Below are 25486 nucleotides of genomic sequence, written 5' to 3'. Positions count from 1 at the left end.
GGTGCGGCGCCCATCATGCTCGCTCATGGCAACTTGAGTAAACAGGAGCAATGGAGATGAACGGCTTGAGCGATGTGCGGCTGTCGTTACGCGGTCAGGAACTGGAAGTCGAGCAGGAGCGGGCGGCGGCGACCTTGTCGTGCACTGCGCCGTCCGGGCTGGGTACCTGGGACCTGTACTGGCATCGATTGCGTACCCGCAAGGCGTTGCTGGAGTTGACCGCCGAGGAGTTGCGGGATGTGGGGCTGAGCCGCGAGGAGGCACGGGCCGAAGGCCTCAAGCCTTTCTGGCGGCTGTAATCCGCGGCGACAAGGAGCCGCGGAAGATCAGGCCAGCTCTTTCAGGCGATGCCAGAGCATGCCCAGGGCCAGCAGTGGCGAGCGCAGGTGCTTGCCGCCGGGAAAGGTGATGTGCGGCACCTTGGCGAACAGGTCGAAGCCGCCGCCCTGTTGACCGCTGATGGCCTCTCCCAGCAACCTGCCCGCCAGGTGTGTGGCGTTCAGCCCGTGGCCTGAATAGGCCTGGGCGTAATACACATTGGGCTGGTCCTTGAGTCGACCGATCTGTGGCAGGCGGTTGGCGCCGATGCCGATCATGCCGCCCCACTGGTAGTCGATCTTCACCTTGGCCAGTTGCGGGAACACTTCCAGCATCTTCGGCCGCATGTACGCGGCGATGTCCTTGGGGTCGCGTCCCGAGTAGTGGCAGGCACCGCCGAACAACAGGCGCCGATCGGCCGAGAGCCGGTAGTAGTCCAGAGCGACGCGCTGGTCGCAGACCGCCATGTTCTGTGGCAATAGCTCTTGCGCCTGGGCCTCACTCAAGGGTTCGGTGGCAATGATGTAGCTGCCGGCCGGCAGCACCTTGCCCCCCAGCTCCGGGTTGAGGTCGTTGAGGTAGGCGTTGCAGCCCAGCACCAGGGTCTTGGCGCGGACCGTGCCGCGATGGCTGTGGACCTTGACCTCGGGCCCGTAGTCGATGCGAGTCACTGCCGAATGCTCGAACAGACGCACGCCCATCTGCTGCGCCGCCCGGGCTTCACCCAGGGCCAGGTTCAGTGGATGCAGATGGCCCGAGCCCATGTCGATCAGCCCGCCAACGTAGCGTGTGGAGCCCACTACGCTGTGCATTTCACTGGCCTGCAACAGGCGGGTTTCGTGGCGATAGCCCAGGCTGCGCAGCTCTTCGGCGTCTTCGGCAAAACCCTCAAGGTCTGCTGGCTTGTTGGCCAGGTCGCAGTAGCCCCAGGTCAGATCGCAGGGGATCTGCAGGCGTTCGATGCGCTGGCGGACGATTTCCACCGCCTCCAGGCCCATAAGCTTCATCTGCCGCACGCCGTCGCTGCCGATCACCTTGGTGAACTGCTCCAGGCCGTGGCCGACCCCGCGAATCAACTGCCCACCGTTGCGACCGCTGGCGCCCCAGCCGATCTTGCGGGCTTCCAGCAGGATCACGCTGAACCCGCGTTCGGCCAGTTCCAGCGCGGTATTGAGCCCCGAGAATCCGCCGCCTACCACGCACACGTCCGCTGTCAGCTCGCCTGCCAGTGTCGGGTAGTCCGGCTGCGGCAGGCTGCTGGCGGCATAGTAAGAGGCGGTGTGCCGATCGCTGGCGGCGGATGGCTGAGCACTGGCGGGCATGGAAAGTGTCCTGATCAGGGGGTCTTTAAAAATTGCCGGAGCATAAGCCGGGGCTTTCGTTTGCGGCAACCGCAGGACGCCCGGCCCTGTCTGCTGCCAGGCATTTAGGGCAGAATTCATGGCTATTCATGCCCCGGTAGCCTTTTTCATGAGCTGTAACCGTCAAATCGTCCGTAGTTTGCGTCAGCAGATTCCCTCTTTCGAGTGCGTTCCTGGTTGCCACGACTGCTGCGGCCCAGTCACCACTTCGCCTGAGGAAATGTCCCGCCTGCCGCGCAAGACCGCTGCCGAGCAGGACGCCGCCATGGACGAGCTCAACTGTGTGCACCTGGGCCCCAATGGCTGCACGGTGTATGACGAACGCCCGCTGATCTGTCGCTTGTTCGGCACCACGCCGAGCCTGCCGTGCCCCAACGGCCGGCGTCCCGTGGAGATGATCCACCCCCGGGTCGAGAAGCAGATCCACGACTACATGGCCAGCAATCGTCAGGTCCTGGTCTAGCCCCTCGCGCTCCGAGCCAGCTTGCCGCGGAACCGGCGCCCCTCATCTCAATCCGGAATCGGCAGGCTCAGGCTTTCCTTCACTTCCTCCATCACGATGTAGCTCTTGGATTCCCGTACATGGGGCAGCTTGAGCAGGATGTCCCCCAGCAGCTTGCGATAGGACGCCATCTCCGAGATCCGCGCCTTGACCAGATAGTCGAAGTCCCCGGACACCAGATGGCACTCCAGCACGTGCGGTAGCTTCAGCACCGCCCGGCGAAACTCCTCGAAGGTATCCCCTGATTTGTAGTCCAGGCTGATCTCGACGAACACCAGCAGGCTGCCCTTCAAGTGCTGCGGGTTGAGCCGGGCGTTGTAGCCCATGATGATTCCTTCGCGTTCCAGGCGGCGCACTCGCTCGGTGCAAGGGGTGGTGGAGAGTCCGACCCGTTCCCCCAGCTCGGTGAAGGAAATGCGTCCATCGGCCTGCAGAATTCGCAGGATATTGCGATCTATCTTGTCCAGGGCACGACGGGTCTGATGATTGGTGCGCATAGGGGATGCCCCTCCGTGAAAAGCGATATTGCCGAGAATTCTCGCCAAATATAGGCGGTTATATAGTGAAAATCACTGCTCAATGTTTCTTACACTGCGCCCATCTTTGCTCTGAATAACAAACGTCAGCGGTCAAGCCGCGATGAGGGATATGAAAATGCGCGTTCTGGTCTTGGGCAGTGGCGTTATCGGAACCACCAGTGCCTATTACCTGGCTCGAGCCGGGTTTGATGTGACCGTGGTGGACCGCCAGCCGGCTGCAGCCATGGAAACCAGTTTCGCCAACGCCGGCCAGGTTTCCCCTGGCTATGCCTCGCCCTGGGCTGCTCCGGGCGTGCCGCTCAAGGCCATCAAATGGCTGCTGCAGCGCCACGCACCGCTGGCAATCAAGGCCACCGCCGATATCGACCAATACCTGTGGATGGCGCAGATGCTGCGCAACTGCACTGCCAGCCGTTATGCGGTGAACAAAGAGCGCATGGTGCGTCTGTCCGAATACAGCCGTGACTGCCTCGACGAATTGCGTGCGGAAACCGGCATCGCCTACGAAGGTCGCAGCCTGGGCACCACCCAGCTGTTCCGCACCCAGGCGCAACTGGACGGCGCGGCGAAAGACATCGCCGTGCTCAAGGAATCCGGCGTACCGTTCGAGCTGTTGGATCGCGAGGGCATCGCCCGGGTCGAGCCGGCCTTGGCCAGCGTCACCGACATCCTTGCCGGTGCCCTGCGCCTGCCGAATGACCAGACCGGCGACTGCCAGATCTTCACCACGCGCCTGGCTGAAATGGCCATCAAGCTGGGTGTGGAGTTCCGTTTTGGCCAGGACATCCAGCGCCTCGACTTCGCCGGCGACCGGATCAATGGCGTGTGGATCGACGGCAAACTGGAAACCGCCGACCGCTACGTGCTGGCCCTGGGCAGCTACTCGCCGCAATTGCTCAAGCCGCTGGGCATCAAGGCTCCGGTGTACCCGCTCAAGGGCTACTCCTTGACCGTGCCGATCACCAACCCGGCGATGGCACCGACTTCGACCATCCTCGACGAGACCTACAAGGTCGCGATCACTCGTTTCGACAACCGTATCCGGGTCGGTGGCATGGCCGAAATCGCCGGTTTTGACCTGTCGCTGAACCCGCGCCGGCGTGAAACGCTGGAGATGATCGTCAACGATCTCTATCCTCAGGGCGGCGATCTGTCCCAGGCCAGTTTCTGGACCGGGCTGCGTCCTACCACCCCGGATGGCACGCCAATCGTCGGTGCCACGCCGTTCCGTAATCTGTTCTTGAACACCGGTCATGGCACCCTCGGTTGGACCATGGCCTGTGGTTCCGGTCGTTTGCTGGCGGACCTGATGGCCAAGAAAAAGCCGCAGATCAGTGCCGAAGGCCTCGATATTTCCCGTTATGGCAACCCTCAGGAGTCAGCTAAACATGTCAATCCAGCGCCAGCTCACCAATGAGCGCATGAGTCAGATCGTCGTTCACAGCGGTACGGTGTATCTGTCCGGGCAGGTCGGCGATGACATGAGTGCCGGGATCGAACAGCAAACCCGGGAAACCCTGGCCAACATCGAGCGTCTGCTGGACCTGGCGGGCACCGACAAGAGCAAGCTGCTGTCGGTGACCATCTACCTCAAGGACATCGATGCCCACTTCGCAGGCATGAACAGTGTCTGGGACCAGTGGCTGCCAAAAGGCGTGGCCCCGGCCCGGGCCACTGTGGAGGCCAAGCTCTGCGAGCCGGAAATCCTCATCGAGCTTTCCGTGGTGGCTGCTCTGCCTTAAGCGACAAGATCCCTCTCCCGGTGCCGGTGGCGGCCAGCTGTCATCCAGCACCGGTTTTTTATTCCCATGACCGCCTAGAAGTCTGCCGCCATGCGCCCTGCCCGTGCCCTGATCGATCTCCAAGCCCTGCGTCACAACTACCAACTGGCCCGTGAAGTCTCGGGTGTTCGCGCCCTTGCGGTGATCAAGGCTGATGCCTACGGTCATGGCGCCGTGCGTTGCGCCCAGGCGCTGGAGGCCGAGGCCGACGGCTTTGCCGTGGCCTGCATCGAAGAGGCTCTGGAACTGCGCGCCGCCGGTATTGGTGCGCCGATCCTGCTGCTGGAAGGTTTCTTTGAAGCCTCCGAGTTGGCGCTGATCGTCGAGCATGATTTCTGGTGTGTGGTGCATTCGCTGTGGCAGCTCGAGGCCATCGAGCAGACACCGGTGGCCAAGCCGCTGACGGTCTGGCTCAAGCTGGATTCGGGCATGCACCGGGTTGGCCTGCATCCCAAGGATTACCAGACGGCCTATCAACGGCTGCAGGCCAGCGGCAAGGTCGAGAAAATCGTGCTGATGAGCCACTTCGCCCGTGCTGACGAGCTGGACTGCCCGCGCAGCAGTGAACAGGTCGCGGTATTCGAGGCAGCTCGTCAGGGGCTGGGGGCTGAAATCAGCTTGCGTAACTCGCCGGCGGTCATGGGCTGGCCGAGCGTCCCCAGTGACTGGGTGCGTCCCGGCATCATGCTTTATGGCTCTACGCCGTTCGAAGAAAACAACTCCGTGGCTGAGCGACTGCAGCCGGTCATGACCCTGGAATCCAAGGTGATCTGTGTGCGTGAGCTGCCCGCCGGCGAGCCGGTGGGCTATGGCGCCAAGTTCATCACCGACAAGCCGATGCGCATCGGCGTGGTCGCCATGGGTTATGCCGATGGCTATCCGCGCCACGCGCCGACCGGCACTCCGGTGCTGGTGGACGGCCAGCGCAGCCGCCTGCTAGGCCGGGTGTCCATGGACATGCTGTGTGTCGACCTGACGGATGTGCCACAGGCCGGGCTGGGTTCCCGGGTGGAATTGTGGGGCAAGAACATCCTCGCCAGCGAGGTTGCCCTGGCCGCCAATACCATCCCTTATCAGCTGTTCTGCAACCTGCGTCGGGTGCCGCTGGTGTACTGCGAAGACTGAGATTGCGCGGGTTGTACCGAAAGTCGCCTGCCCTCGGGGGAATCGGGGCCAAGTGTTGTAAATACTGAACGCTGTCGCCATGATAACGCTCAATTACAACAACGCCTGATTCCCGCCTAGGAGGCTGCCGCATTGGACGTCGGTGAACGACTACAATCCATCCGTAAACTGAAAGGTCTTTCCCAGCGTGAACTCGCCAAGCGTGCGGGCGTCACCAATAGCACCATTTCAATGATCGAAAAGAACAGTGTCAGCCCCTCGATCAGCTCACTGCGAAAGGTGCTGGGCGGCATTCCCATGTCCATGGTCGAGTTCTTTTCCGAGGAAATCCTCCAGGAAACGCCTTCTCAGATTGTCTACAAGGCCCACGAACTGATCGATATCTCCGATGGCGCAGTCACCATGAAGCTGGTGGGCCGGGCGCATCCGAGTCGTGCTATTGCGTTTCTCAACGAAATCTACCCGCCCGGCGCCGATACCGGGGAAGAGATGCTCACCCACGACGGCGAGGAAACCGGCATTCTTCTCGAAGGTCGCCTGGAACTGGTGGTAGGGCTGGAAACATTTGTCCTGGAGGCCGGCGACAGCTACTACTTTGAGAGTACGAAGCCGCACCGTTTCCGTAATCCGTTCGATGCTCCGGCGCGACTAATCAGCGCAGCCACTCCGGCGAATTTCTAGACCAAGAGGCATCCTGCAAGGTTTGCAGAGAGGCCCCCAGCGACATTTCGCCGCGATTAAGACCCCTTCGACTTTGGGGTTGTTTCAGTGTGGCGGGCTAACCGTTATACTTTCGCCCGCCTGCGAAACCGTGGCCGCAGGCGTGACTAGCCACCATTGAGGGTGTACGCGTGAACCTAATTATGAAAATGCTGGCCGCACCAGCAACCGTATTGGCCCTTTGGGCAGTCAGCGCTCAAGCTGCGACTAATGATGACATTGCCAAGCGTCTTGAGCCTGTTGGCCAGGTCTGCGTTCAGGGGCAGGAATGCAAGGGTATGGAAGTCGCTGCTTCTGCAGGTGGTGGCGGTGGGGCGAAATCCCCGGATGACGTGATTGCCAAGCATTGCAATGCTTGCCACGGCACCGGCCTGTTGGGTGCGCCGAAAATCGGTGACACCGCAGCCTGGAAAGAGCGCGCCGATCACCAGGGCGGCCTCGACGGAATCCTGGCCAAGGCCATCACCGGTATCAACGCCATGCCGCCTAAAGGCACCTGCGCCGATTGCACCGATGACGATCTCAAAGCGGCTATCCAGAAGATGTCCGGCCTGAAATAAGCCGCCATCTTCAGCGAAAAAGCCGCTTACGAGCGGCTTTTTTGTGGGCGTAATTCAGCCAGTGCACTGTTCAAGGCAGCAAACTCCCGGCAAGCTCGGTCCAACCTCAATTCATGGATGGTCCCCGGAGGGTCAGATGCTGCAATCCTGTTCTATCGAGCATGCGGTAGATGAAGTGCTCGCCCGTTTGCCGCAACACATTCACATGGGCATGCCCCTGGGCCTGGGCAAACCCAACCGTTTTGCCAACGCTCTGTATCGTCGCATTGCCCAATTGCCCGAACGCCAACTGACGATCTATACCGCCCTGAGCCTGGGCCGTCCGTCCCTGGGCGACGGTTTGCAGAAGCGCTTTCTCGAACCCTTCGTGGAGCGGGTGTTCGGCGACTATCCGGAACTGGATTTCCTTGCCGACCTGCACCGCGACAGCCTGCCTGCGAACATCCGCGTCGAGCAGTTCTTCATGCAGCCCGGCAGCCTTTTGCACAGCGCCGCAGCGCAGCAGGACTATGTCAGCAGCAACTACAGCCATGCCGCCCGGGACATCAACGCCGCCGGCTTGAACCTGGTGGCGCAACTGCTGGCCCGCGATCCGCAACACCCCGGCCGCCTGAGCCTGAGCTGCAACCCGGATATCACCCTCGACATGCTGCCGATGATCGCCAAGCGTCGTGCGGCGGGGGAGACCATCCTGATTCTCGGCCAGGTCCACAGTGACCTGCCTTATATGCCCGGGGACTCCGAGATCGATGCTGCGGACCTCGATCTGCTGATCGACGAGGAGGAGCGCAGCACCCTGTTTTCCACGCCGAACATGCCGGTGGGGATTCAGGATCATTGCATCGGCTTGCATGCCAGCACCCTGGTGCGCGACGGCGGCACCTTGCAGATCGGCATTGGCTCCATGGGCGACGCGCTGACCGCAGCCTTGCTGGCACGGCAGGCCGACAACGACGGTTATCGTGCCCTGCTGGCGGATCTGCAGGTTGACCACTGGCAGGCGCTGATCGACCGCGAAGGCGGCGTCGAGCCCTTTGCCCAGGGCCTTTACGGTTGCAGTGAAATGTTCGTCAACGGCCTGCTGGCCCTGGCGGATGCCGGCATCGTGCGGCGCAAGGTCTACCCGACTTTGGAGCTGCAACAGCAAGCCAACGCCGGCACCCTGGATGCGGCCGCGGCTGGCGGGGTCTCGGTCCATGGTGGTTTCTTCCTTGGCCCGCGCAGTTTCTATCAGCGGTTGCGCGAGCTGCCCAAGAGCAAGCTGGCGCAGTTCAACATGACCGCCATCAGCTACATCAACGAGCTGTATGGCCATGAAGAACTCAAGCGCCTGCAGCGCCGGGATGCGCGATTCATCAACAGCGCGTTCACCATGACCCTGATGGGCGCGGCGGTGTCCGATCAGTTGCAGGGCGGGAAGGTGCTCAGCGGTGTGGGCGGGCAGTACAACTTCGTTGCCCAGGGCCATGCTCTGCACGATGCTCGCTCGGTGCTGATCCTGCGCAGTTGGCGCGAATCCGCTGGCGAAGTCAGCTCCAACATCGTCTGGGAGTACGGCCATTGCACCATCCCGCGCCATCTGCGGGACATCGTGATCACCGAGTACGGCATTGCCGATCTGCGGGGTAAAACGGATGCGCAAGTGATTGAGGCGCTGCTCAATATCAGCGACTCACGCTTTCAGCCGGGGTTGATGGAGCAGGCACAGAAGGCCGGAAAACTGCCGAAGGATTTTCGTCTGAACCCGCGTTTTACCGACAACAGCCCACAGCGTTTGCAGAATATCCAGGCGCGTCATAGCCACCTGTTTCCCGAGTATCCGTTGGGCAGTGATTTCAGCGATGAAGAGCGTGACCTGCTGCGGGCGCTGAACTGGCTCAAGAGCAAGTTCAAGCTCAGCGAGATCCTTGAGCTGGGCAAGGCGGCACTCGATGCGCCGGAGCCTGAGGCATTTGCGGCGCACCTTGAACGCATGGGGCTGGAGCAGCCCGATGGGCTGCGTGAGGAGCTGTATCAGCGGTTCCTGCTGGCCGGGCTGCAGGCCACTTCGCCAACGCTGTCGTAGGAGCCGGCTTGCCGGCGAATGGGCCATTAAGTCTTGCATTGCTCTCAAGGGCGTCTTCGCTGGCAAGCCAGCTCCTACACAAGCCAGCTTCTACGCAGGGCTAACGGGCGAGGTTACTCGATGAAGGTGACCACGCCGCCGGCCAGGGATTTGACCCGGGCCAGGGATTCCACGCGGTAGCCCTGTGAGTCCAGTTCGGCACGGCCGCCCTGGAAGGACTTCTCGATCACGATGCCCAGGCCGGCCACGGTGGCGCCGGCCTGCTTGATGATCGAGATCAGTGCCTGGGACGCCTTACCGTTGGCCAGGAAGTCATCGATGATCAGCACGCGATCGCTGCTGGTCAGGTGCCGTGGGGAGATGGCGACGGTGCTTTCCACCTGTTTGGTGAAGGAGTATACGGTGGCCGACAGCAGGTTCTCGGTCAGGGTCAGGGACTGGTGCTTGCGGGCGAAGATCACCGGCACGCCCAGGTTCAGACCGGTCATGATGGCCGGGGCAATCCCCGAGGCTTCGATGGTGACGATCTTGGTGATGCCCGAGTCCTTGAACAGCGTGGCGAATTCATCGCCGATCAGCTTCATCAACTGCGGGTCGATCTGATGGTTCAGAAAGGCGTCGACTTTCAGTACTTGATCGGAAAGCACGATGCCTTCTTCGCGAATTTTCTTGTGCAGTGCTTCCACGGAGCTTCCTCAAATAGCGCCTGTTGCGCCAAAGGTCAGTTAAAAATAGTCGATTTTAGCGCTTTAACATCGCGCGTATATCCGCCAAAGCGCTATTGCCGCGAACGGCTTTGACTTCGGTCGGCGTGTCGTCATTGCCTTCCCAGGCCAGGTCGTCCGGGGGCAATTCATCGAGGAAGCGGCTCGGTGCGCAGTCGATGATTTCACCGTATTGCTTGCGCTTGGCCGCGAAAGTGAAGGCCAGGGTCTGGCGAGCACGGGTAATGCCCACATAGGCCAGGCGTCGTTCTTCCTCGATGGTATCGGCTTCGATACTGGAGCGGTGCGGGAGGATTTCCTCTTCCATGCCCATGATGAACACGTAGGGAAACTCCAGCCCCTTGGAGGCATGCAAGGTCATCATTTGTACACCTTCGGCGCCGTCTTCCTCTTCCTGCTGGCGTTCCAGCATGTCCCGCAGGACCAGCTTGCCGATGGCGTCCTCGACGGTCATTTCGCCGTCTTCGTCTTTTTCCAGGGTGTTCTTCAAGGCCTCGATCAGGAACCAGACGTTGCCCATCCGGTAGTCCGCGGCCTTGTCGCTGGAGCTGTTGGTGCGCAGCCAGTTCTCGTAGTCGATGTCCATGACCATGCTGCGCAGTGCGGAGATCGGGTCTTCGCCGGCGCATTGTTCACGGACCCGGTCCATGAAGCGCTTGAAACGCGCCAGGCGGTCGGTGAAACGGCTGTCCAGGTGCTCGCCCAGGCCGATTTCATCGGTGGCGGCGTACATCGAGATCTTGCGCTCGGTGGCGTAGTTGCCGAGTTTTTCCAGGGTCGTGGAGCCGATTTCCCGGCGCGGCACGTTGATCACCCGGAGGAAGGCGTTATCGTCGTCCGGGTTCACGATCAGGCGGAAGTAGGCCATCAGATCCTTGACTTCCTGGCGTCCGAAGAAGCTGTTCCCGCCGGACAGGCGATAGGGCACCTGATGGTGCTGCAGCTTCAGTTCGATCAGCTTGGCCTGGTAGTTGCCCCGGTAAAGAATGGCGAAGTCGCTGTAGGGCCGGTCGGTGCGCAGGTGCAGGCTGAGGATCTCCATGGCCACCCGTTCGGCCTCGGCGTCTTCGTTGCGGCAGCGGATCACGCGGATCTCGTCGCCGTGGCCCATCTCGCTCCACAACTGCTTTTCGAACTCGTGGGGGTTGTTGGAGATCAGCACGTTGGCGCAGCGCAGGATACGGCTGGTGGAGCGATAGTTCTGCTCCAGCATCACCACTTTCAGGGACGGGTAGTCGTCCTTGAGCAGCATCAGGTTTTCCGGGCGCGCGCCACGCCAGGCGTAGATCGACTGGTCGTCGTCGCCCACCACGGTGAACTGGTTGCGTTTGCCGATGAGCATTTTCACCAGCAGGTACTGGCTGGCGTTGGTGTCCTGGTATTCGTCCACCAGCAGGTAGCGGACCTTGTTCTGCCATTTCTCCAGGATGTCGGCGTGTTCTTCGAACAGCTTCACCGGCAGCAGGATCAAGTCATCGAAGTCCACCGCGTTGAACGCCTTGAGCGTGCGTTGGTAATGGGTGTAGACGATGGCTGCGGTCTGCTCCTTGGGGTTGCGAGCATTTTCCAGGGCTTGGGCCGGCAGGATCAGGTCGTTCTTCCACGAACCGATCATGTTCTTGATCTCGTCGACGCCGTCGTCCCCGGAATACTCCTTCTGCATGATGTCGGTCATCAGGGCCTTGACGTCGGCTTCGTCGAAGATCGAGAAGCCCGGCTTGTAGCCCAGCCGCGCATGCTCCTTGCGGATGATGTTCAGGCCCAGGTTGTGGAAGGTCGACACGGTCAGGCCACGGCCTTCGCCGGCGCGCAGCAGGGTGCCGACCCGCTCCTTCATTTCTCGCGCGGCCTTGTTGGTAAAGGTCATGGCGACGATGTACTGGGCGCGGATGCCGCAGTTCTGGATCAGGTGCGCGATCTTGCGGGTGATCACGCTGGTCTTGCCGGAGCCTGCGCCGGCGAGCACCAAAAGAGGGCCGCCGACATAGTTCACGGCTTCTTGCTGCCGGGGATTGAGTCGGGACATGACGGTAAAAAGGGATCGGTTACGAAAAGGGCGGGCATTTTAACAGGCTGGACAGATTCTGCTGCTCTCTCCGACTTGTGACGCACAACGCTATCTAAATTTGCCGGTTTTGATACTTTCCCTCAGGATGCGCGCTGAATATGCGTCTAATGTTCGAGTTAGAGCGGTACAAGAAATTGCGTATGATAATCAATATCAATTGTTATTGCTTATTTGCGCGCCATAATGCCCGCCGCCAACTAATTTTGCAGAGTCTAGGGAGCTAGCTTGTCTAAGCCTGTCGAACCCTTGCGTTTGCTGCTACTGGCCGAAGAGCCGGTGTGGACAGCGTTGTTGCGCGAGTGTGTCGCTCCGTTGGGAGACTCGGTGGTATTGATCAGTGCTCCCACCTGGGAGTCGGTCAGTCGTTTGTTCGAAGACGATCGCAATGCGGTCCTGCTGACCATTCCACGCCTGCAGCCCGGTCCCGGGCGTTGCAGTTTGCCCACCATTCTATTGCTGGACCATGAGCCCTCAGTAGCCCCGGTAGGTGTCAGCGACTGGCTGGTGGGTTCTTGCCTGAGTACCGATGCCCTGCGCCGCTGCCTGCGTCATGTACGCGAGCGCGGTGTGCTGGAAAACACCCTGCAACGCCTGGCCGAGCAGGACCCCCTGACCGGCATCGCCAACCGCCAGGGCTTCCAGACCCTGCTGGCCGCGCGGCTGGCGGAAAACGACGGTCGCGGCCTGGCCCTGGGGCACCTGGACCTGGATAACTTCCGCCACGCCAACGACGCCCTCGGCCACCAGGCCGGCGACCGCCTGATCTTGCAGGTGGTGTCGCGGCTCAAGAGCCAACTGGAGGCTGGTGACCAACTGGCCCGCCTGGGCAGCGACGAGTTTGCCTTGCTGATCGACACCCGCCGCGCGCCGCAGCGCGCCGAATGGATGGCCGAACGCATCACCGAAGCCATGGCTGAACCCTATTGGGTCGATGGCGAAAGCCTGTTGATCGGCTGCAGCCTGGGGATTGCCCATGCCCGGGCCAATGCCGGCGCCGACCCGTTGATGTGGCATGCACATATCGCCATGCAGCAGGCCAAGAGCACCCAAGGCTGCACCTTTCATATCTTCAATGAGCGGATCAACCGCAACGCCCGCAGCCTCGCCGATCTGGAAAGCGAACTGCGCCGAGCCTTGCGCCGTGATGAGCTGGAGCTGCATTACCAACCCCGGCTGAACCTGCATGACGGCAAGATCGTCGGCCTCGAAGCCTTGGTGCGTTGGCGCCACGGCGAGCGCGGCTTGCTGCCTCCCAGCGAGTTTGTGCCCCTGGCGGAACAGAGCGGGCTGATCGTGCCCTTGGGCTACTGGGTGATTTCCCGTGCTCTGCGAGACATGCAGGCCCTGCGCGAGCGCGGGCTGCCTTCGCTACATATGGCGGTCAACCTGTCGTTCCGCCAGTTTCAGGACAGCCAGTTGCTCTCGACCCTGAGCCGGCTGATCGCCGAGCGTGGGGTCGAGGCTCAGTGGCTGGAGTTCGAGCTGACGGAAACCGCAGTGATGCGCCGCAGCGATCTGGTGAAGCAGACCATGGATGCCCTGGGGCGCCTTGGAGTGCGTTTTTCCCTGGACGACTTCGGTACCGGTTTCTCTTCCTTCGTCCACCTCAACAGCCTGCCGATCACCCTGCTCAAGGTCGACAAGAGCTTTGTCGGGGGCATGGAGCAGCGTGAAGAGAACCGCAAACTGGTACACGCCATGATCAACCTGGCCCACAACCTCAATCTGGATGTGGTGGCCGAAGGTGTGGAAACCGCGGAGCAACTGGCGTTGCTACGAGGCTTTGGCTGCGATCAGGTCCAGGGCTACTTGATCAGCAAGCCGTTGCCCCTGGCGGACCTGATGGAGTACCTGACGTTCGGCAGCAGCCAGCAGTCGCTGCAGGAGGGGATGCTTTAAGCGACGGATACCGGTGCTGATCCACCGCCTTGGGCGGCGAGGACCCGCTCCCCGTCAATCCGCGCTGCTGGCTTGAACGTTCATCGCCGCAACCTCGGGCTCGCGCTTGATCATGCGGCGCATCCGCCACTCGAACGCCAGAGTCAGGCTGATGGCCGCGCAGGCCAGGCCCAGGGCCAGTCCCCACCAGACACCGGTCGGTCCCCAGCCCAGGGTAAAGGCCATCAGCCACGCCGAAGGGGCACCGATCAGCCAGTAGCAGCCCAGGCCCACCAGGAAGGTGGTCTTGGCATCCTTGAGACCGCGGATCGCGCCCATGGCGATGGTCTGGGTGCCATCGAACAGCTCGAACCAGGCCGCCACCGCCAACAGGCTCACCGCCAGTTGAATCACCTCGGCGAAGGCCGGGTCGTTGTGGTCGAGGAACAGCCCGATCAACTGGTTGGGCAGCAGCCAGAAAATCATCGCGAACCCCAGCATCGCCACTGCGCCGAAGGCGATGCCGACCCGTCCGGCCAACCGTGCATCCAGCAATTGTCCGGCGCCGTAGTGCTGGCCGATGCGCATGGTGATGGCGTAGGAGATGCCCGCCGGCACCATGAACGCCACCGACACGATCTGCAGGGCGATCTGGTGCGCCGCCAATTGAGTGCTGCCCATGGTGCCCATGCACAGCGCGGCGAAGGCGAACAACCCGACTTCCACCGCATAGGTGCCGCCAATGGGCAGGCCCAGGCGCCACAGTTCCCGCAGGTAATGGGTGTTCAGCCGGGCCAGGCCCTGGCGCAATGGGTACGCGGCGTAGGCCGGATGGCGCTTGATGTGCCAGGCCAGTGCCAGCGCCATGCAGTTGGCGACGATGGCGGTCACCAGGCCGATGCCCATCAGGCCGAGTTTCGGCAGGCCGAACATGCCGGTGATCAATGCATAGTTGAGCAGGAAGTTGGCCACAGTCCCTGCCAGGCTGATGACCATCACCGGCGTCGCCCGGCCGATGGCGCTGGTGAAGCCGCGCAAGGCCATGAAGCTCAAGTAGCCGGGCAGGGCGAACGGCAGGATCAGCAAGAACTGGCCGGCAGCCTGGACGTTGCTTTCAGTCTGGCCAAAAAGCAGCAACAGCGGTTTGAGGTTCCACAGCAGCAGGCCGGCGACCAGGGCCATGATCCAGGCCAGCCACAGGCCGGCCTGGGTCAGGCGGGCGGCGCCCTGGATGTCTCCGGCGCCCTGACGAATCGCCACCAGGGTGCCGACCGCGGCAATCACGCCGATGCAGAAAATCGAGACAAAGGAATAGCTGGCGGCGCCCAGGCCACCGCCGGCCAGGGCTTGCGGGCTGAGGCGGGCCATCATCAGGGTGTCGGTGAGAACCATCAGCATGTGCGCCAGCTGGGAGGCGATCAGCGGCCCCGCCAGCCGCAGGATGGCCCAGAGTTCGGTACGTGCTGGATGCTGCATGGTCATCAGGCTCGATCAGGGTAAAGTCGGGGAGAGCGCTGATTCTCGGCGCTTCCGGGCCATAGCACAAAGGGATAAAAATACTTGCTGGCATGATAAAAACTCATGCGAATAACTTTCTGGTAGCGTTGCGTCATTCCGCTGCTGGAGCGCGTCCATGTCCCGTCGTCTTCCTCCTCTTTATGCCCTGCGCGCCTTTGAAGCGGCGGCGCGGCACAGCTCGTTCACCCGCGCGGCCGAGGAGCTGTCCATTACCCAGAGCGCCGTCAGCCGGCATATCCGCACCCTGGAGGAGCACTTCGCCTGCCGGCTGTTCCAGCGCAGCGGGCGCAATCTGCAACTGACCGAAGCGGCGCGCTTGCTGCTGCCTGGTATCCGCGAGGGTTTCGGTGCCCTGGAGCGGGCCTGCAATACCCTGCGGGCCGAAGACGACATCCTGCGCATGAAGGCGCCGTCGACCCTGACCATGCGCTGGTTGCTGGCCCGCCTCAGCCGCTTCCGCCATCTGCAGCCGGGCAACGAAGTGCAGCTCACCAGTGCCTGGATGGACGTGGACTCCGTGGACTTCAACCAGGAGCCCTTCGATTGCGCGGTACTGCTGAGCAACGGACACTTTCCACCGGACTGGGAAGCCAGCTACCTGTTCCCGGAGTTGTTGATCCCGGTGGGCGCTCCGAATCTGCTCGAAGACCCGCCCTGGGATGTGGCGCGGCTGGCGGCCACGGAGTTGTTGCACCCGACTCCGGACCGGCGGGACTGGCGCAGTTGGCTGGAGCAGATGGGGCTCACGGATCAGGTTTCCCTCAAGGGCGGGCAGGTGTTCGACACCCTGGAACTGGGGATGATTGCAGCGGCTCGGGGTTACGGCGTATCCATGGGGGATCTGCTGATGGTGGCCGAAGATGTGGCTCAGGGTCGCTTGAGCCTGCCCTGGCCGACCGCCGTCGCCAGTGGCTTGAACTATTACCTGGTGTGGCCCAAGACCCGGCCGGGAGGCGAACGTTTGCGTCGCCTCAGCGACTTTCTCCAGGGCGAGGTCCAGGCCATGCAACTGCCCGAGGTAGAGCGCCTCGGCTGAAACGATGCAGTGCCCGGCCGACGGGGGCGCGGAGATATCCTTGCTAGGCGCTCAAGTATTCGTGGGCGCCGCCGAATCCATGGGTTATGGAACCAGCGTTCAGGAAGGTCCTAAATTACTAAAAATCCTAGAATAATTACTGCCGAGTGTGCTGATCGATCAGGATGATCCGCCTTCTCGGTAAGGAGCCATCATGTCTCAACCCCGTGCCCGGATAGCCTCCCAGCTAGGGCTTGCCCTTGCCTTGATACTCGCCCTGGTGATCAGCGGCAGTACCCTGTTTGCCCTGCGTTCTCTGGATTCGGCGAATCTCGACACTAGAGAGGAGCACCTGGCCAGCGAAGCGCGCCTGCTGGCGGATCAGCTCAACACCTTTCACAGCAGCCTGCGCGAAAGCACCCAGCGCCTCAGTGGCTTGTTTGAAAACCGCTTCCGCAGCGGCCTGAGCCTGCATCCCGAGCAACCGGTGAGTGTGGCCGGGGTTCAGACCCCGGGCCTGCACCTGGGGGACGTGGTGCTGAACAACAACTTCGAGGAAGTGGACGAGTTCAAGCAGATGACCGCCGGGGTGGCGACCCTGTTCGTGCGCAGCGGCGACGACTTCATCCGGGTCAGTACTTCCTTGAGCAAGCAGGACGGCAGCCGGGCCATTGGCACCTTGCTCGACCACGCCCACCCGGCCTATCAGAAACTCATGGCGGGGCAGGGTTATGTCGGCCGCGCGCTGTTGTTCGAGCGTTTCTACATGACCCAGTACACCCCGGTGCTGGATCGTGCCGGCAAGGTGATTGCCGTGTTGTTCGTTGGTTTTGACTACACCGATGCGCAGAACGCCCAGTTCGACAATCTCCAGCGCTTCCGCATCGGACACAGCGGCTCCCTGGCCTTGCTGGACGAACAGCACAAATGGCTGGTGCCACCGGCGGGCGTGCAAGGACTGGATCAGGCCGCGCAGGTCATGACCGATGCAGCGCAGCAGCCGGGCAAGGGCCGCTTCTGGAGCGACCAGGGCGAAGACTTCTACAGCCTGGCGGTGCCTTTTGCCGGTGGGCCCTGGTCGGTGGTGGCGAGCATGCCCAAAGCCGAGATTCGGGCGGTGACCTGGAGCGTCGGCATCCGTCTGGTGATCGGCAGCCTGTTGGCGATGTTGTTGGCGGTGGGCGCCACGGTCTGGCTGCTGCGCAGCAAGCTGGCGCCCTTGAGTGATCTGGTGCGTCAGGCCCAGGCCTTGGGCGGCGGCGACCTGAGTGCGCGGTTGAATGTGTCCAGCCACGATGAGATTGGCCAACTGGCTCGCAGTTTCAACCAGATGGGTGAAGCCTTGTCGACCATGGTCGAGCACATCCGCCGTTCTGCCGCTGAGGTCAATGGTCGGGCCCAGGCCTTGTCTGGTCTGTCCAGCGGTGCCTATGAAGGCATGGAGCAGCAGTCGGGCGAGATCACCAGCATGGCGGGGGCGGTTGAGGAGTTCAGCGCCACGTCGCTGAACATCGCCGACAACATGGGCAGCACCCAGCGCCTGGCCGAAGAAAATGCTCAGCAGACCCATATCGGCCGCGAGTCCATGGAGCAGGCGTCATCGTCCCTGGAGCAGATTGCCGGGGCGCTCAACAGCACGGCTACGGTAATCAATACTCTGGGCCAACGCTCCCAGGAGATCGGCGGAATTGTCGGGGTGATCACCGCGATTGCCGACCAGACCAACCTGCTTGCTCTCAACGCCGCCATCGAGGCGGCCCGTGCCGGCGAGCAGGGGCGCGGCTTCGCCGTGGTGGCGGATGAGGTGCGCAACCTGGCGTCGCGTACCCGCGAGGCCACCGACGAAATCTCGCAGATGATCAACAGCATCCAGCAGGAAACCGGCCATGCCATCGAGACCATGGAACAGGGCAACCGGCTGATGCAGGAAGGCTTGTCGCGCAACGCCGATGTGGCTTCGGCCCTGGCCCTGATCGACGAGCAGAGCCGCAGCGCCGGCGAGCAGTTCGCCGCCATCACCACGGCCACCCAGGAGCAGAGCAGCACCGCCACGGTGCTCAGCAGCAACCTGCAGAGCATTGCCCAGGCCAACAGCGAGCAACGGGAAGTGGTGTCCAACCTGGCAGTCACTGCCCGCGAACTGGAAACACTGGCCGCCGACCTGCGCCAGGAAGTCGACCGCTTCCGCTGACAGTGGCCCTTTCGCCCCGCAACCCTGGGTTGCGGGGCAAGGTCCTGCTGCACGCCGGCGGCTATCCTATCGGGCGGTTCTGAGGTTTAGCGGGGTTCGGTCGGTTCACCCAGCCCCGGGTCAACGCGCTTGCCGATGTCCCGCAGGCGCGCCAGTTGATCGACCATGGTCGGGGCCTCGTCGACGCTGCTGACGAAGGTCCACAGATAAGTCATTACCGCATACACATGCCCGGCCTTGACCTCGGGTGACAGCGCCAGCTGACTGATGGCAATGACGAACAGAATCGCCGCCACGGCGCCCAGAAACAGATAGGCCGCCGCCTCCCGGTCCGAGAGCCAGATGCGCAGCCGCGACAGCAGCCGATAGTGGCGTTGCAGCGAGGCCGCGCCGACCTTGGCCACCAGGCCGATCTCCTTTTCCAGTCGATCGTTCAGGCGTTCGTGCAACTGCTGATTGCGCCGTGCAAAGCGCGGTAGCAGGGTGACGCACAGCAGCAGGGCTCCCAGGCAGGCCAGGCCGATCCAGGGTTCGATCACCAGCAGCATCACCGCGGCACCGACAATCGATACCAGGGCGGTGGCGATGGTCGGCACATGCTTTTCGAAGAAGTCGACGAACTCCCTGGCCAGCACCACCCGCGCCGCTGCCGTGGAAGTGTTTTGCTGCTGCAGGCGCTGATTGAGGATCACCGGCACCGCCAGGTCGGCGTAGATGCGGGTGAAGGTGCGGGTGTCCACCGCTCGCCGCGCGGCCCCCACGACCCAGAAGCCCAGCACCACCAAGGCGTAGATCAGCGCGTGGGTGGTGTCACCCCGCAGGATCGAGTCTACGGCGAACCCGGCAAACAGCGGGTAGGCCAGCAGCAGGGCGTTCTCTAGCGCCACCAGGGACAACGTGACAAACAGCTTGCCTGGGTACGCCCGGGCAATGGCTTTGAGCGTCTGGCCGGCCGATTGCTGGCCGATCTTTTGTGTGGGGTCGACGATAACGGATGGGGTGACGACAGACATGAGTGCACCACAGATGTGATAACGGTTAATATTGAGCGACTGCTCAATTATCTTTGAGCGACCGCTCAAAATGCAAGCGCCGTCCATCTCGGCGTCAAGAGGCCCGATTGCCCATGTCCCGTAACGACCGTAAAGACCAGATCATCGGCGCGGCCCTGGAGTTGTTCCGCAGCAAGGGGTTCGCCGATGTCTCCACTCGCGACCTGGCCGAACATGCCGGGTTGTCCCGCAGTCATGTCTATCACTACTTCAGCGATTGGAAGGAGCTGCGCCGCGAGGCCTTCATACGTTTTGCCAATGAGCAACTGGAGGCGGTGGGCGAACCGCTGCAAGGCGTCGCGCCCTTGGAGGCGCTGCAGGGTTTTCTTCGCGATTGCCTGCCCGATTCCGCCGAGGACGGCTGGGCGCTATGGCTCGATGCCTGGGACGAGGCCATGTATGACCAGGAGCTGGCCGAGGCCTACCTGAAGATCAACGGTCAGTGGCAGCAGATGTTGGCGCAGATCGTCCACCGTGGGGTCCAGGCCGGAGTGTTCCGCTGCTCCAGCCCCGAACGCGTGGCACGACAGTTGTTCGCGCAAACCATGGGCTACGCCGATGACCTGCTGCTGCGGGCCTCGCCCGAGGCTGCCGCGGCTGCCTTGGCAGAAGTCCTGGAAGTGGCGGGCTTGCTGTTGGGGTTCGAGGACTGAGGGCCTCAGTGCAAATGATGGGATCTTGTGGTGGTTAGCGCGATTTATTGGCTTGCTGAAACGATTCTTCAGCGCTATAAAAATCGTACAACTCCAATAAAGGCGATCCCTCGATGAAGTCCCTCAAACTGCTTGTCTCCCTCGCTGCGCTGAGCGCCGCTTCCCATGCCATGGCCTGGGACTATGTATTGCTCGACAGCGACAAGGCCGCCGACAACCTGCACCTCACCAGCCAGCAACTGGGGGTAAAGACCGAGCGGCCCTTTTCCGTGACCTTGCGCACTTTGCATGGCGGTCGCCAGGAAGGGGTGAGCATCATCGACATCGACAATGGCGTGATGAAGCTCTCGGTGGTGCCGACCCGGGGCATGAATGTGTTGCAGGCCTCGGTGGGCGATGTGCGCCTGGGCTGGGATTCACCGGTCAAGGAAGTGGTCAATCCGGCGTTCATCGAACTCAATGGCCGTGGTGGCCTGGGCTGGCTGGAAGGCTTCAATGAGCTGGTGACGCGCTGCGGCTACGAGTGGGTCGGGCACCCTGGCCTGGACAATGGCGAGTTGCTGACCCTGCATGGCCGCGCGGCAAACATTCCCGCCAGCAAGGTCACCCTGCATATCGACGAGAAACCGCCTTACGCCATTCACTTGCGGGGCGAGCTCAAGGAGCAGGCGTTCAAGAAGGTCGATTTCAGTGTCGCCACCGAACTGGTTACCGAGCCCGGCAGCACCAGTTTCACCCTCAATGACCGGTTGACCAACAACGGTGATTATCCGAAGGAATACCAGGCGCTGTACCACAGCAACTTCAGCACACCGTTCCTTGAGCAGGGGGCCAAGTTTGCGGCACCGGTGAAACAGGTCTCGCCCTTCAACGACAAAGCCAAGGCCGATCTGGCGGACTGGCAGACCTATCGCGGACCGACCCGCGACTATGACGAGACCGTCTACAACGTCGTGCCTTATGCCGACGCCAAGGGCGAGACCCTGGCGGTGCTGCATAACAAGGCGGGCAGTCTCGGCGTATCGCTGGGCTTCAATACCCAGCAGTTGCCGGTGTTCTCGCTATGGAAGAACACCGACACCCAGGGCCAGGGTTATGTGACGGGACTGGAGCCGGGCACCAGTTTCTCTTACAACCGCCGCTATCAGCGTCCGCTGAATCTGGTGCCGACCATCGGCGCCAAGGAGCAACGGCAATTCCAGATCCGCTACAACCTGCTGGCGGACAAGGCCGCGGTGGATGATGCGCTGAGTCTTGTCGGCAAAATTCAGGATGGACGCCAGACCGAAGTGCGCCCCACGCCGCTGGTGGATCTGTCCAAGGAGTGACCCTTCAACCTGTGCTCGGCCGGTAATGCAGGGCTTCTGCCAGATGCTCGCGGTTGATCCGTGCCGCCTGCTCCAGGTCGGCCAGGGTCCGGGCCACTTTCATCAGGCGGTGGGCGGCTCGTAGCGACAGGTCCAGGCGTTCGCAGGCCGCCTCCAGCCAGCGTTCGTCTGCCGTGGATAGCCGGCAATGGCGCCTCAGACCGGGGAGGTCGAGATGGGCATTGGCGCAACCCTGGCGTTGCCGTTGCAGCTCGCGAGCTTGAGCCACCCGAGCGGCGGCACTGGCACTGTCGTCCCCCGGTTGCGGCTCGGGGTTCAGGGCGGTGGCTTCGCGGGCCACGGTCAGGTGCAGGTCGATGCGATCGAGCAAGGGGCCGGACAGCTTGTTGCGATAGCGCTGGATCTGTTCCGGTGTGCAGCGGCACCGTCCGTTGGGGTCGCCAAGGTAGCCACAGGGGCAGGGGTTCATGGCGGCTACCAGTTGGAAGCGCGCCGGAAACTGTAGCCGGTCGCGGGCGCGCGCGATGACGATCTGGCCCGACTCCATGGGCTCGCGCAGAACCTCCAGGACCTTGCGGTCGAACTCCGGCAGTTCATCGAGAAACAACACACCGTGATGGGCCAAGGTGATTTCTCCCGGACGAGGTTTCGAACCGCCACCCACCAGTGCAGGGCCTGATGCCGAATGATGGGGCTGGCGGAAGGGGCGCTGCGGCCAGTGGCGCAGCGGCTTGTGGCTGCTCACCGATTGAATGGCTGCGACTTCCAGGGCTTCGTCTTCCTGCAAGGGTGGCAGCAGGCCGGGCAAGCGACTGGCCAGCAAGGTCTTGCCGGTGCCGGGCGGGCCGCTGAACAGCAGGTTATGGGCACCGGCGGCAGCGACCAGCAGGGCACGCTTGGCAGCCAGTTGGCCCTGGACTTCCCGCAGGTCGGGGTAGGGCGTGTGATTCTCCTGCAAGCCGTCGCTGACGTAAGGCGGAAGGGGGGCGTGCCCATTGAAGTGGGCGACGGCCTCCAGCAGATGGTCTACGGCGATCACCTCCAGGCCCGAGGCCAGGCAGGCTTCCTCGGCATTGGCCCGGGGCACCAGCAGGGTGCGTCCGGCCTTGCGTGCCGCCAGCGCGGCCGGGAGCACACCGCGCACCGCTCGCACCTCGCCGGACAAGGCCAGCTCACCCAGGCATTCGATGTTGTCCAGCGCCAGGGCCGGCACCTGCACGCTGGCGGCGAGGATGCCCAGGGCGATGGCCAGGTCGAATCGTCCACCGTCCTTGGGCAAGTCCGCGGGTGCCAGGTTGAGGGTGATGCGTCGCGGCGGGAAGTTGAATCCGGCGTTGAGGATGGCGCTGCGCACCCGGTCCTTGCTTTCCTTGACTGCGGCTTCCGGCAGTCCGACCAGGGTCAGGCTCGGCAGGCCGTTGGCCAGGTGCACTTCAACGCTGACAGCCGGAGCCTGTACGCCCACTTGGGCACGGCTGTGGATGATTGCCAGGGACATGGGGAGATCTTCCTTGAGACAGCGGGAACCGCGTCCTGCGGTGCTGCAAGGATAGATGAGGGCTTTGGCGGGAGGAGCTTTGAATGCGCACAGGATATGTCGCCGGCGCTAGGGCTTTCGATGGCAAACCGACTCCAGGTTTGTAGGAGCCGGCTTGCCGGCGAATCGCGGGCTCAGCTCATTGCGCTGCCGGATTGAGCCGGGCTTCCAGCTCCGCCACTTTGGCCTCCAGGCTTTCCAGGCGTGCCCGGGTGCGGGCCAGGACCACCATCTGGCTGTCGAATTCTTCCCGGCTGACCAGGTCCAGCTTGCTGAAGCCGCTTTGCAGCAGGGCCTTGAACTGGCTTTCGATTTCATTGCGAGGCAGAGGTGTTTCACCGCTGAGCAAACGCGAGGCGTGGCCGCTCAGGGCATCGAGAAGGTCTTTGGGCGCGAGCATGGGAGTGTCCTGAATAGCAGATGGGCCGCAGTGTATCACGCACGGCTCAAGGGCTTGGTGGTGCCCGCTCTGCACGTTTTTCGCGCATCCGGGCGGGCGCTCGCGCACCGTTATTGTGCGTATCCGCGGTGCCGATTTGTGGCAAGCCCGGACGGCCGTGGGCAAGGGACTGAAATCACTGATTTTTCCCGAGCTGGCAAGCTTTCTGCTTAGACCTTGGTGACCCATGCACTGATGCAGTCGCTGTGACGAATGCAGTGCGGCAGGCGGAGCGGGGAGTGTTTCGTCAGAAGCGGTTAGCTGGCGTCGGTCTGGCTGAGGAAGGCCGACGATGCGTTACAAAGCCAGGCACTGCGCTTAGACTTGAGTCGGGTTTGTTTTCCTGGGGCAAGTCCACCAATTCGGGAGAGAGTTTCATGAAGCTAGTCACTGCCATCATCAAGCCGTTCAAGTTGGACGACGTGCGCGAGTCGCTGTCCGAGATCGGCGTGCAGGGCATTACCGTCACTGAGGTCAAAGGCTTCGGCCGGCAGAAGGGTCACACCGAGCTGTATCGCGGTGCGGAGTATGTGGTGGATTTCCTGCCCAAGGTGAAGATCGATGTCGCCATTGACGACAAGGATCTTGACCGGGTTATCGAGGCGATAACCAAGGCCGCCAACACCGGCAAGATCGGTGACGGCAAGATCTTCGTGGTCAATCTGGAACAGGCTATTCGCATCCGTACCGGCGAAACCGATACCGACGCAATCTAAGCCGCCAAACCCAACGCCCCAGGAGAAAACAATATGACTCTGCGTAAATTCGCAGGGCTAGGAGCCCTTTTGTCCCTCGTAATGCCTGGCCTGGCCATGGCGGCAGACGAAGTGGCAGCTCCAGTCCTCAACTCCGGCGACACCGCCTGGATGCTGACTTCCACAGCCTTGGTGCTGTTCATGACCATTCCTGGCCTGGCGCTGTTCTACGGCGGCATGGTGCGGTCGAAAAACATTCTTTCAGTGCTGATGCAGTGCTTTGCCATTACCGGCCTGATCAGCATTCTGTGGGTCATCTATGGCTACAGCATTGCGTTCGACACGACGGGCATGGAACAGGGCGTCGTCAACTTCAACTCCTTCTTCGGTGGCCTGGGCAAGGCTTTCCTGGCGGGCGTGACCCCAGCCAGCGTAACCGGCCCGGCGGCGCTGTTCCCTGAAGCGGTGTTCATCACCTTCCAGATGACTTTCGCCATCATCACTCCGGCGTTGATTGTCGGTGCCTTCGCCGAGCGGATGAAGTTCTCCGCCATGCTGATCTTCATGGGCGTCTGGTTCACCCTGGTGTATGCACCGATCGCGCACATGGTCTGGTCCGGCAATGGCGGCCTGATGTGGGACTGGGGCGTGCTGGATTTCGCCGGCGGCACCGTGGTCCACATCAATGCCGGTATCGCAGGCCTGGTGGCGTGCCTGGTACTGGGCAAGCGCAAAGGCTTCCCTACCACGCCGATGGCTCCCCACAACCTGGGCTATACCCTGATGGGCGCGGCCATGCTGTGGGTAGGTTGGTTTGGCTTTAACGCCGGTTCCGCTGCTGCGGCCAACGGTACTGCCGGCATGGCCATGCTGGTGACTCAGATCGCTACTGCCGCCGCGGCCCTGGGCTGGATGTTTGCCGAGTGGATCACCCACGGCAAGCCAAGCGCGCTGGGTATCGCTTCGGGCGTGGTCGCCGGCCTGGTAGCCATCACTCCGGCCGCGGGCACCGTTGGCCCGATGGGCGCCCTGATCATCGGCCTGGCCGCTGGCGTGGTGTGCTTCTTCTGTGCCACCAGCCTCAAGCGCAAGCTGGGTTATGACGACTCCCTGGATGCCTTCGGCGTTCACGGCATCGGCGGTATTCTTGGCGCGATCCTCACCGGTGTGTTCGCCGCTCCATCTCTGGGCGGCTTCGGCACCGTGACCGACATCGCCGCGCAAGTCTGGATTCAGTGCAAAGGTGTGGGCTTTACCGTGATCTACACCGCGATCGTGACCTTCATCATTCTCAAGGTCCTGGATGCCATCATCGGGCTTCGGGTTACCGAGGAAGAAGAAGCGGTCGGCCTCGATCTGGCACAACACAACGAGCGGGGTTACAACCTGTAATCGCGCCTGAAAAAACGCCCGGCT

At 62.3% G+C, this 25486-nt stretch carries 23 protein-coding genes; 15 read left to right on the top strand and 8 right to left on the bottom strand.

Translation table 11 applies throughout. The features are described 5' to 3' along the window. Positions 1–56: 56 nt before the first annotated feature. Positions 57–299 carry a DUF1127 domain-containing protein gene (locus WIN67_RS30005; protein WP_102881281.1) on the top strand — a complete coding sequence of 81 codons (243 nt, stop codon included), beginning with the start codon at positions 57–59 and terminating at the stop codon, positions 297–299. Positions 300–326: 27 nt separating this feature from the next. On the opposite strand, the gene WIN67_RS30000 is transcribed toward WIN67_RS30005, so the two are convergent. After that, entirely contained in the window at positions 327–1640 is a 1314-nt protein-coding gene (locus WIN67_RS30000) for an FAD-binding oxidoreductase (RefSeq protein ID WP_339070411.1), read from the bottom strand. 148 nt (positions 1641–1788) lie between these two features. Here WIN67_RS30000 and WIN67_RS29995 point away from each other — a divergent pair, with 148 nt between their 5' ends. Next, positions 1789–2142, top strand: coding sequence for a YkgJ family cysteine cluster protein (locus tag WIN67_RS29995; protein WP_102862531.1), 354 nt, complete (start codon positions 1789–1791; stop codon positions 2140–2142). 47 nt (positions 2143–2189) lie between these two features. Here the strand turns inward: WIN67_RS29995 and WIN67_RS29990 are convergent, their stop codons facing one another. Further along, complete coding sequence (locus tag WIN67_RS29990; RefSeq protein ID WP_011064210.1) at positions 2190–2678, bottom strand: Lrp/AsnC ligand binding domain-containing protein; 489 nt, start codon at positions 2676–2678, stop codon at positions 2190–2192. A gap of 157 nt (positions 2679–2835) precedes the next feature. On the opposite strand from WIN67_RS29990, the gene dadA reads away from it, so the two are divergent. The 6 genes from dadA (at position 2836) to WIN67_RS29960 (ending at position 8971) form a co-directional block, all read left to right on the top strand. Beyond that, a complete protein-coding gene (gene dadA / locus WIN67_RS29985; protein ID WP_102862530.1) occupies positions 2836–4137 on the top strand; it encodes a D-amino acid dehydrogenase in 1302 nt (433 codons plus the stop codon). Continuing rightward, on the top strand, positions 4109–4462 hold the full coding sequence (locus tag WIN67_RS29980) for a RidA family protein (RefSeq protein ID WP_102862250.1): 354 nt from the start codon (positions 4109–4111) through the stop codon (positions 4460–4462). Before dadA ends, WIN67_RS29980 begins: the two co-directional genes overlap by 29 nt. 90 nt (positions 4463–4552) lie before the next feature. After that, positions 4553–5626 carry an alanine racemase gene (alr, locus tag WIN67_RS29975; protein WP_250329735.1) on the top strand — a complete coding sequence of 358 codons (1074 nt, stop codon included), beginning with the start codon at positions 4553–4555 and terminating at the stop codon, positions 5624–5626. Between the two features lie 132 nt (positions 5627–5758). Then, on the top strand, positions 5759–6307 hold the full coding sequence (locus tag WIN67_RS29970; RefSeq protein ID WP_102862248.1) for a cupin domain-containing protein: 549 nt from the start codon (positions 5759–5761) through the stop codon (positions 6305–6307). A gap of 182 nt (positions 6308–6489) precedes the next feature. Beyond that, positions 6490–6906, top strand: a complete 417-nt coding sequence (locus WIN67_RS29965) for a c-type cytochrome (RefSeq protein WP_102881278.1) — start codon at positions 6490–6492, stop codon at positions 6904–6906. A 136-nt stretch (positions 6907–7042) separates the two neighbouring features. After that, positions 7043–8971 carry an acetyl-CoA hydrolase/transferase C-terminal domain-containing protein gene (locus tag WIN67_RS29960; protein ID WP_339070409.1) on the top strand — a complete coding sequence of 643 codons (1929 nt, stop codon included), beginning with the start codon at positions 7043–7045 and terminating at the stop codon, positions 8969–8971. A 113-nt stretch (positions 8972–9084) separates the two neighbouring features. Here the strand turns inward: WIN67_RS29960 and WIN67_RS29955 are convergent, their stop codons facing one another. Beyond that, complete coding sequence (locus tag WIN67_RS29955; RefSeq protein WP_011064203.1) at positions 9085–9657, bottom strand: xanthine phosphoribosyltransferase; 573 nt, start codon at positions 9655–9657, stop codon at positions 9085–9087. A 55-nt stretch (positions 9658–9712) separates the two neighbouring features. Then, complete coding sequence (gene rep, locus WIN67_RS29950; protein WP_102862245.1) at positions 9713–11722, bottom strand: DNA helicase Rep; 2010 nt, start codon at positions 11720–11722, stop codon at positions 9713–9715. 267 nt (positions 11723–11989) lie between these two features. Between rep and WIN67_RS29945 the strand changes: the two genes are divergently transcribed. Then, entirely contained in the window at positions 11990–13663 is a 1674-nt protein-coding gene (locus WIN67_RS29945; RefSeq protein WP_102862244.1) for a putative bifunctional diguanylate cyclase/phosphodiesterase, read from the top strand. 54 nt (positions 13664–13717) lie between these two features. Here WIN67_RS29945 and WIN67_RS29940 read toward each other — a convergent pair whose 3' ends face one another. Then, positions 13718–15118 (bottom strand): NorM family multidrug efflux MATE transporter, encoded by a 1401-nt coding sequence (locus WIN67_RS29940; RefSeq protein ID WP_180988447.1) that lies wholly within the window; start codon positions 15116–15118, stop codon positions 13718–13720. Positions 15119–15275: 157 nt separating this feature from the next. Between WIN67_RS29940 and WIN67_RS29935 the strand changes: the two genes are divergently transcribed. Next, positions 15276–16196, top strand: coding sequence for a LysR substrate-binding domain-containing protein (locus WIN67_RS29935; protein WP_102862242.1), 921 nt, complete (start codon positions 15276–15278; stop codon positions 16194–16196). A gap of 193 nt (positions 16197–16389) precedes the next feature. Further along, a complete protein-coding gene (locus tag WIN67_RS29930) occupies positions 16390–18366 on the top strand; it encodes a methyl-accepting chemotaxis protein (RefSeq protein WP_110594236.1) in 1977 nt (658 codons plus the stop codon). A gap of 86 nt (positions 18367–18452) precedes the next feature. On the opposite strand, the gene WIN67_RS29925 is transcribed toward WIN67_RS29930, so the two are convergent. Continuing rightward, positions 18453–19379 carry an ABC transporter six-transmembrane domain-containing protein gene (locus WIN67_RS29925; RefSeq protein WP_170002931.1) on the bottom strand — a complete coding sequence of 309 codons (927 nt, stop codon included), beginning with the start codon at positions 19377–19379 and terminating at the stop codon, positions 18453–18455. 113 nt (positions 19380–19492) lie between these two features. On the opposite strand from WIN67_RS29925, the gene WIN67_RS29920 reads away from it, so the two are divergent. Beyond that, positions 19493–20071 carry a TetR/AcrR family transcriptional regulator gene (locus WIN67_RS29920; protein ID WP_102881272.1) on the top strand — a complete coding sequence of 193 codons (579 nt, stop codon included), beginning with the start codon at positions 19493–19495 and terminating at the stop codon, positions 20069–20071. Between the two features lie 113 nt (positions 20072–20184). Continuing rightward, a complete protein-coding gene (locus WIN67_RS29915; RefSeq protein WP_102862238.1) occupies positions 20185–21399 on the top strand; it encodes an aldose 1-epimerase family protein in 1215 nt (404 codons plus the stop codon). 4 nt (positions 21400–21403) lie between these two features. Here the strand turns inward: WIN67_RS29915 and WIN67_RS29910 are convergent, their stop codons facing one another. Together WIN67_RS29910 and WIN67_RS29905 are read right to left on the bottom strand one after the other, a co-directional pair. Further along, positions 21404–22897 carry a YifB family Mg chelatase-like AAA ATPase gene (locus WIN67_RS29910; RefSeq protein ID WP_339070407.1) on the bottom strand — a complete coding sequence of 498 codons (1494 nt, stop codon included), beginning with the start codon at positions 22895–22897 and terminating at the stop codon, positions 21404–21406. Between the two features lie 178 nt (positions 22898–23075). Next, positions 23076–23336, bottom strand: coding sequence for an accessory factor UbiK family protein (locus WIN67_RS29905; protein ID WP_072451854.1), 261 nt, complete (start codon positions 23334–23336; stop codon positions 23076–23078). A 416-nt stretch (positions 23337–23752) separates the two neighbouring features. On the opposite strand from WIN67_RS29905, the gene glnK reads away from it, so the two are divergent. Together glnK and WIN67_RS29895 are read left to right on the top strand one after the other, a co-directional pair. Next, positions 23753–24091, top strand: a complete 339-nt coding sequence (gene glnK, locus WIN67_RS29900; RefSeq protein WP_002555808.1) for a P-II family nitrogen regulator — start codon at positions 23753–23755, stop codon at positions 24089–24091. A gap of 33 nt (positions 24092–24124) precedes the next feature. After that, the gene (locus tag WIN67_RS29895) at positions 24125–25462 is read left to right on the top strand and encodes an ammonium transporter (protein WP_102881269.1); all 1338 of its coding nucleotides are present in this window, start codon (positions 24125–24127) and stop codon (positions 25460–25462) included. Positions 25463–25486: the final 24 nt, after the last annotated feature.

It is taken from the genome of Pseudomonas idahonensis (assembly GCF_037903935.1).
GTDB classification, from domain to species: Bacteria; Pseudomonadota; Gammaproteobacteria; order Pseudomonadales; family Pseudomonadaceae; genus Aquipseudomonas; species Aquipseudomonas danubii.
This window is presented reverse-complemented; position numbering and strand designations above follow the sequence as displayed.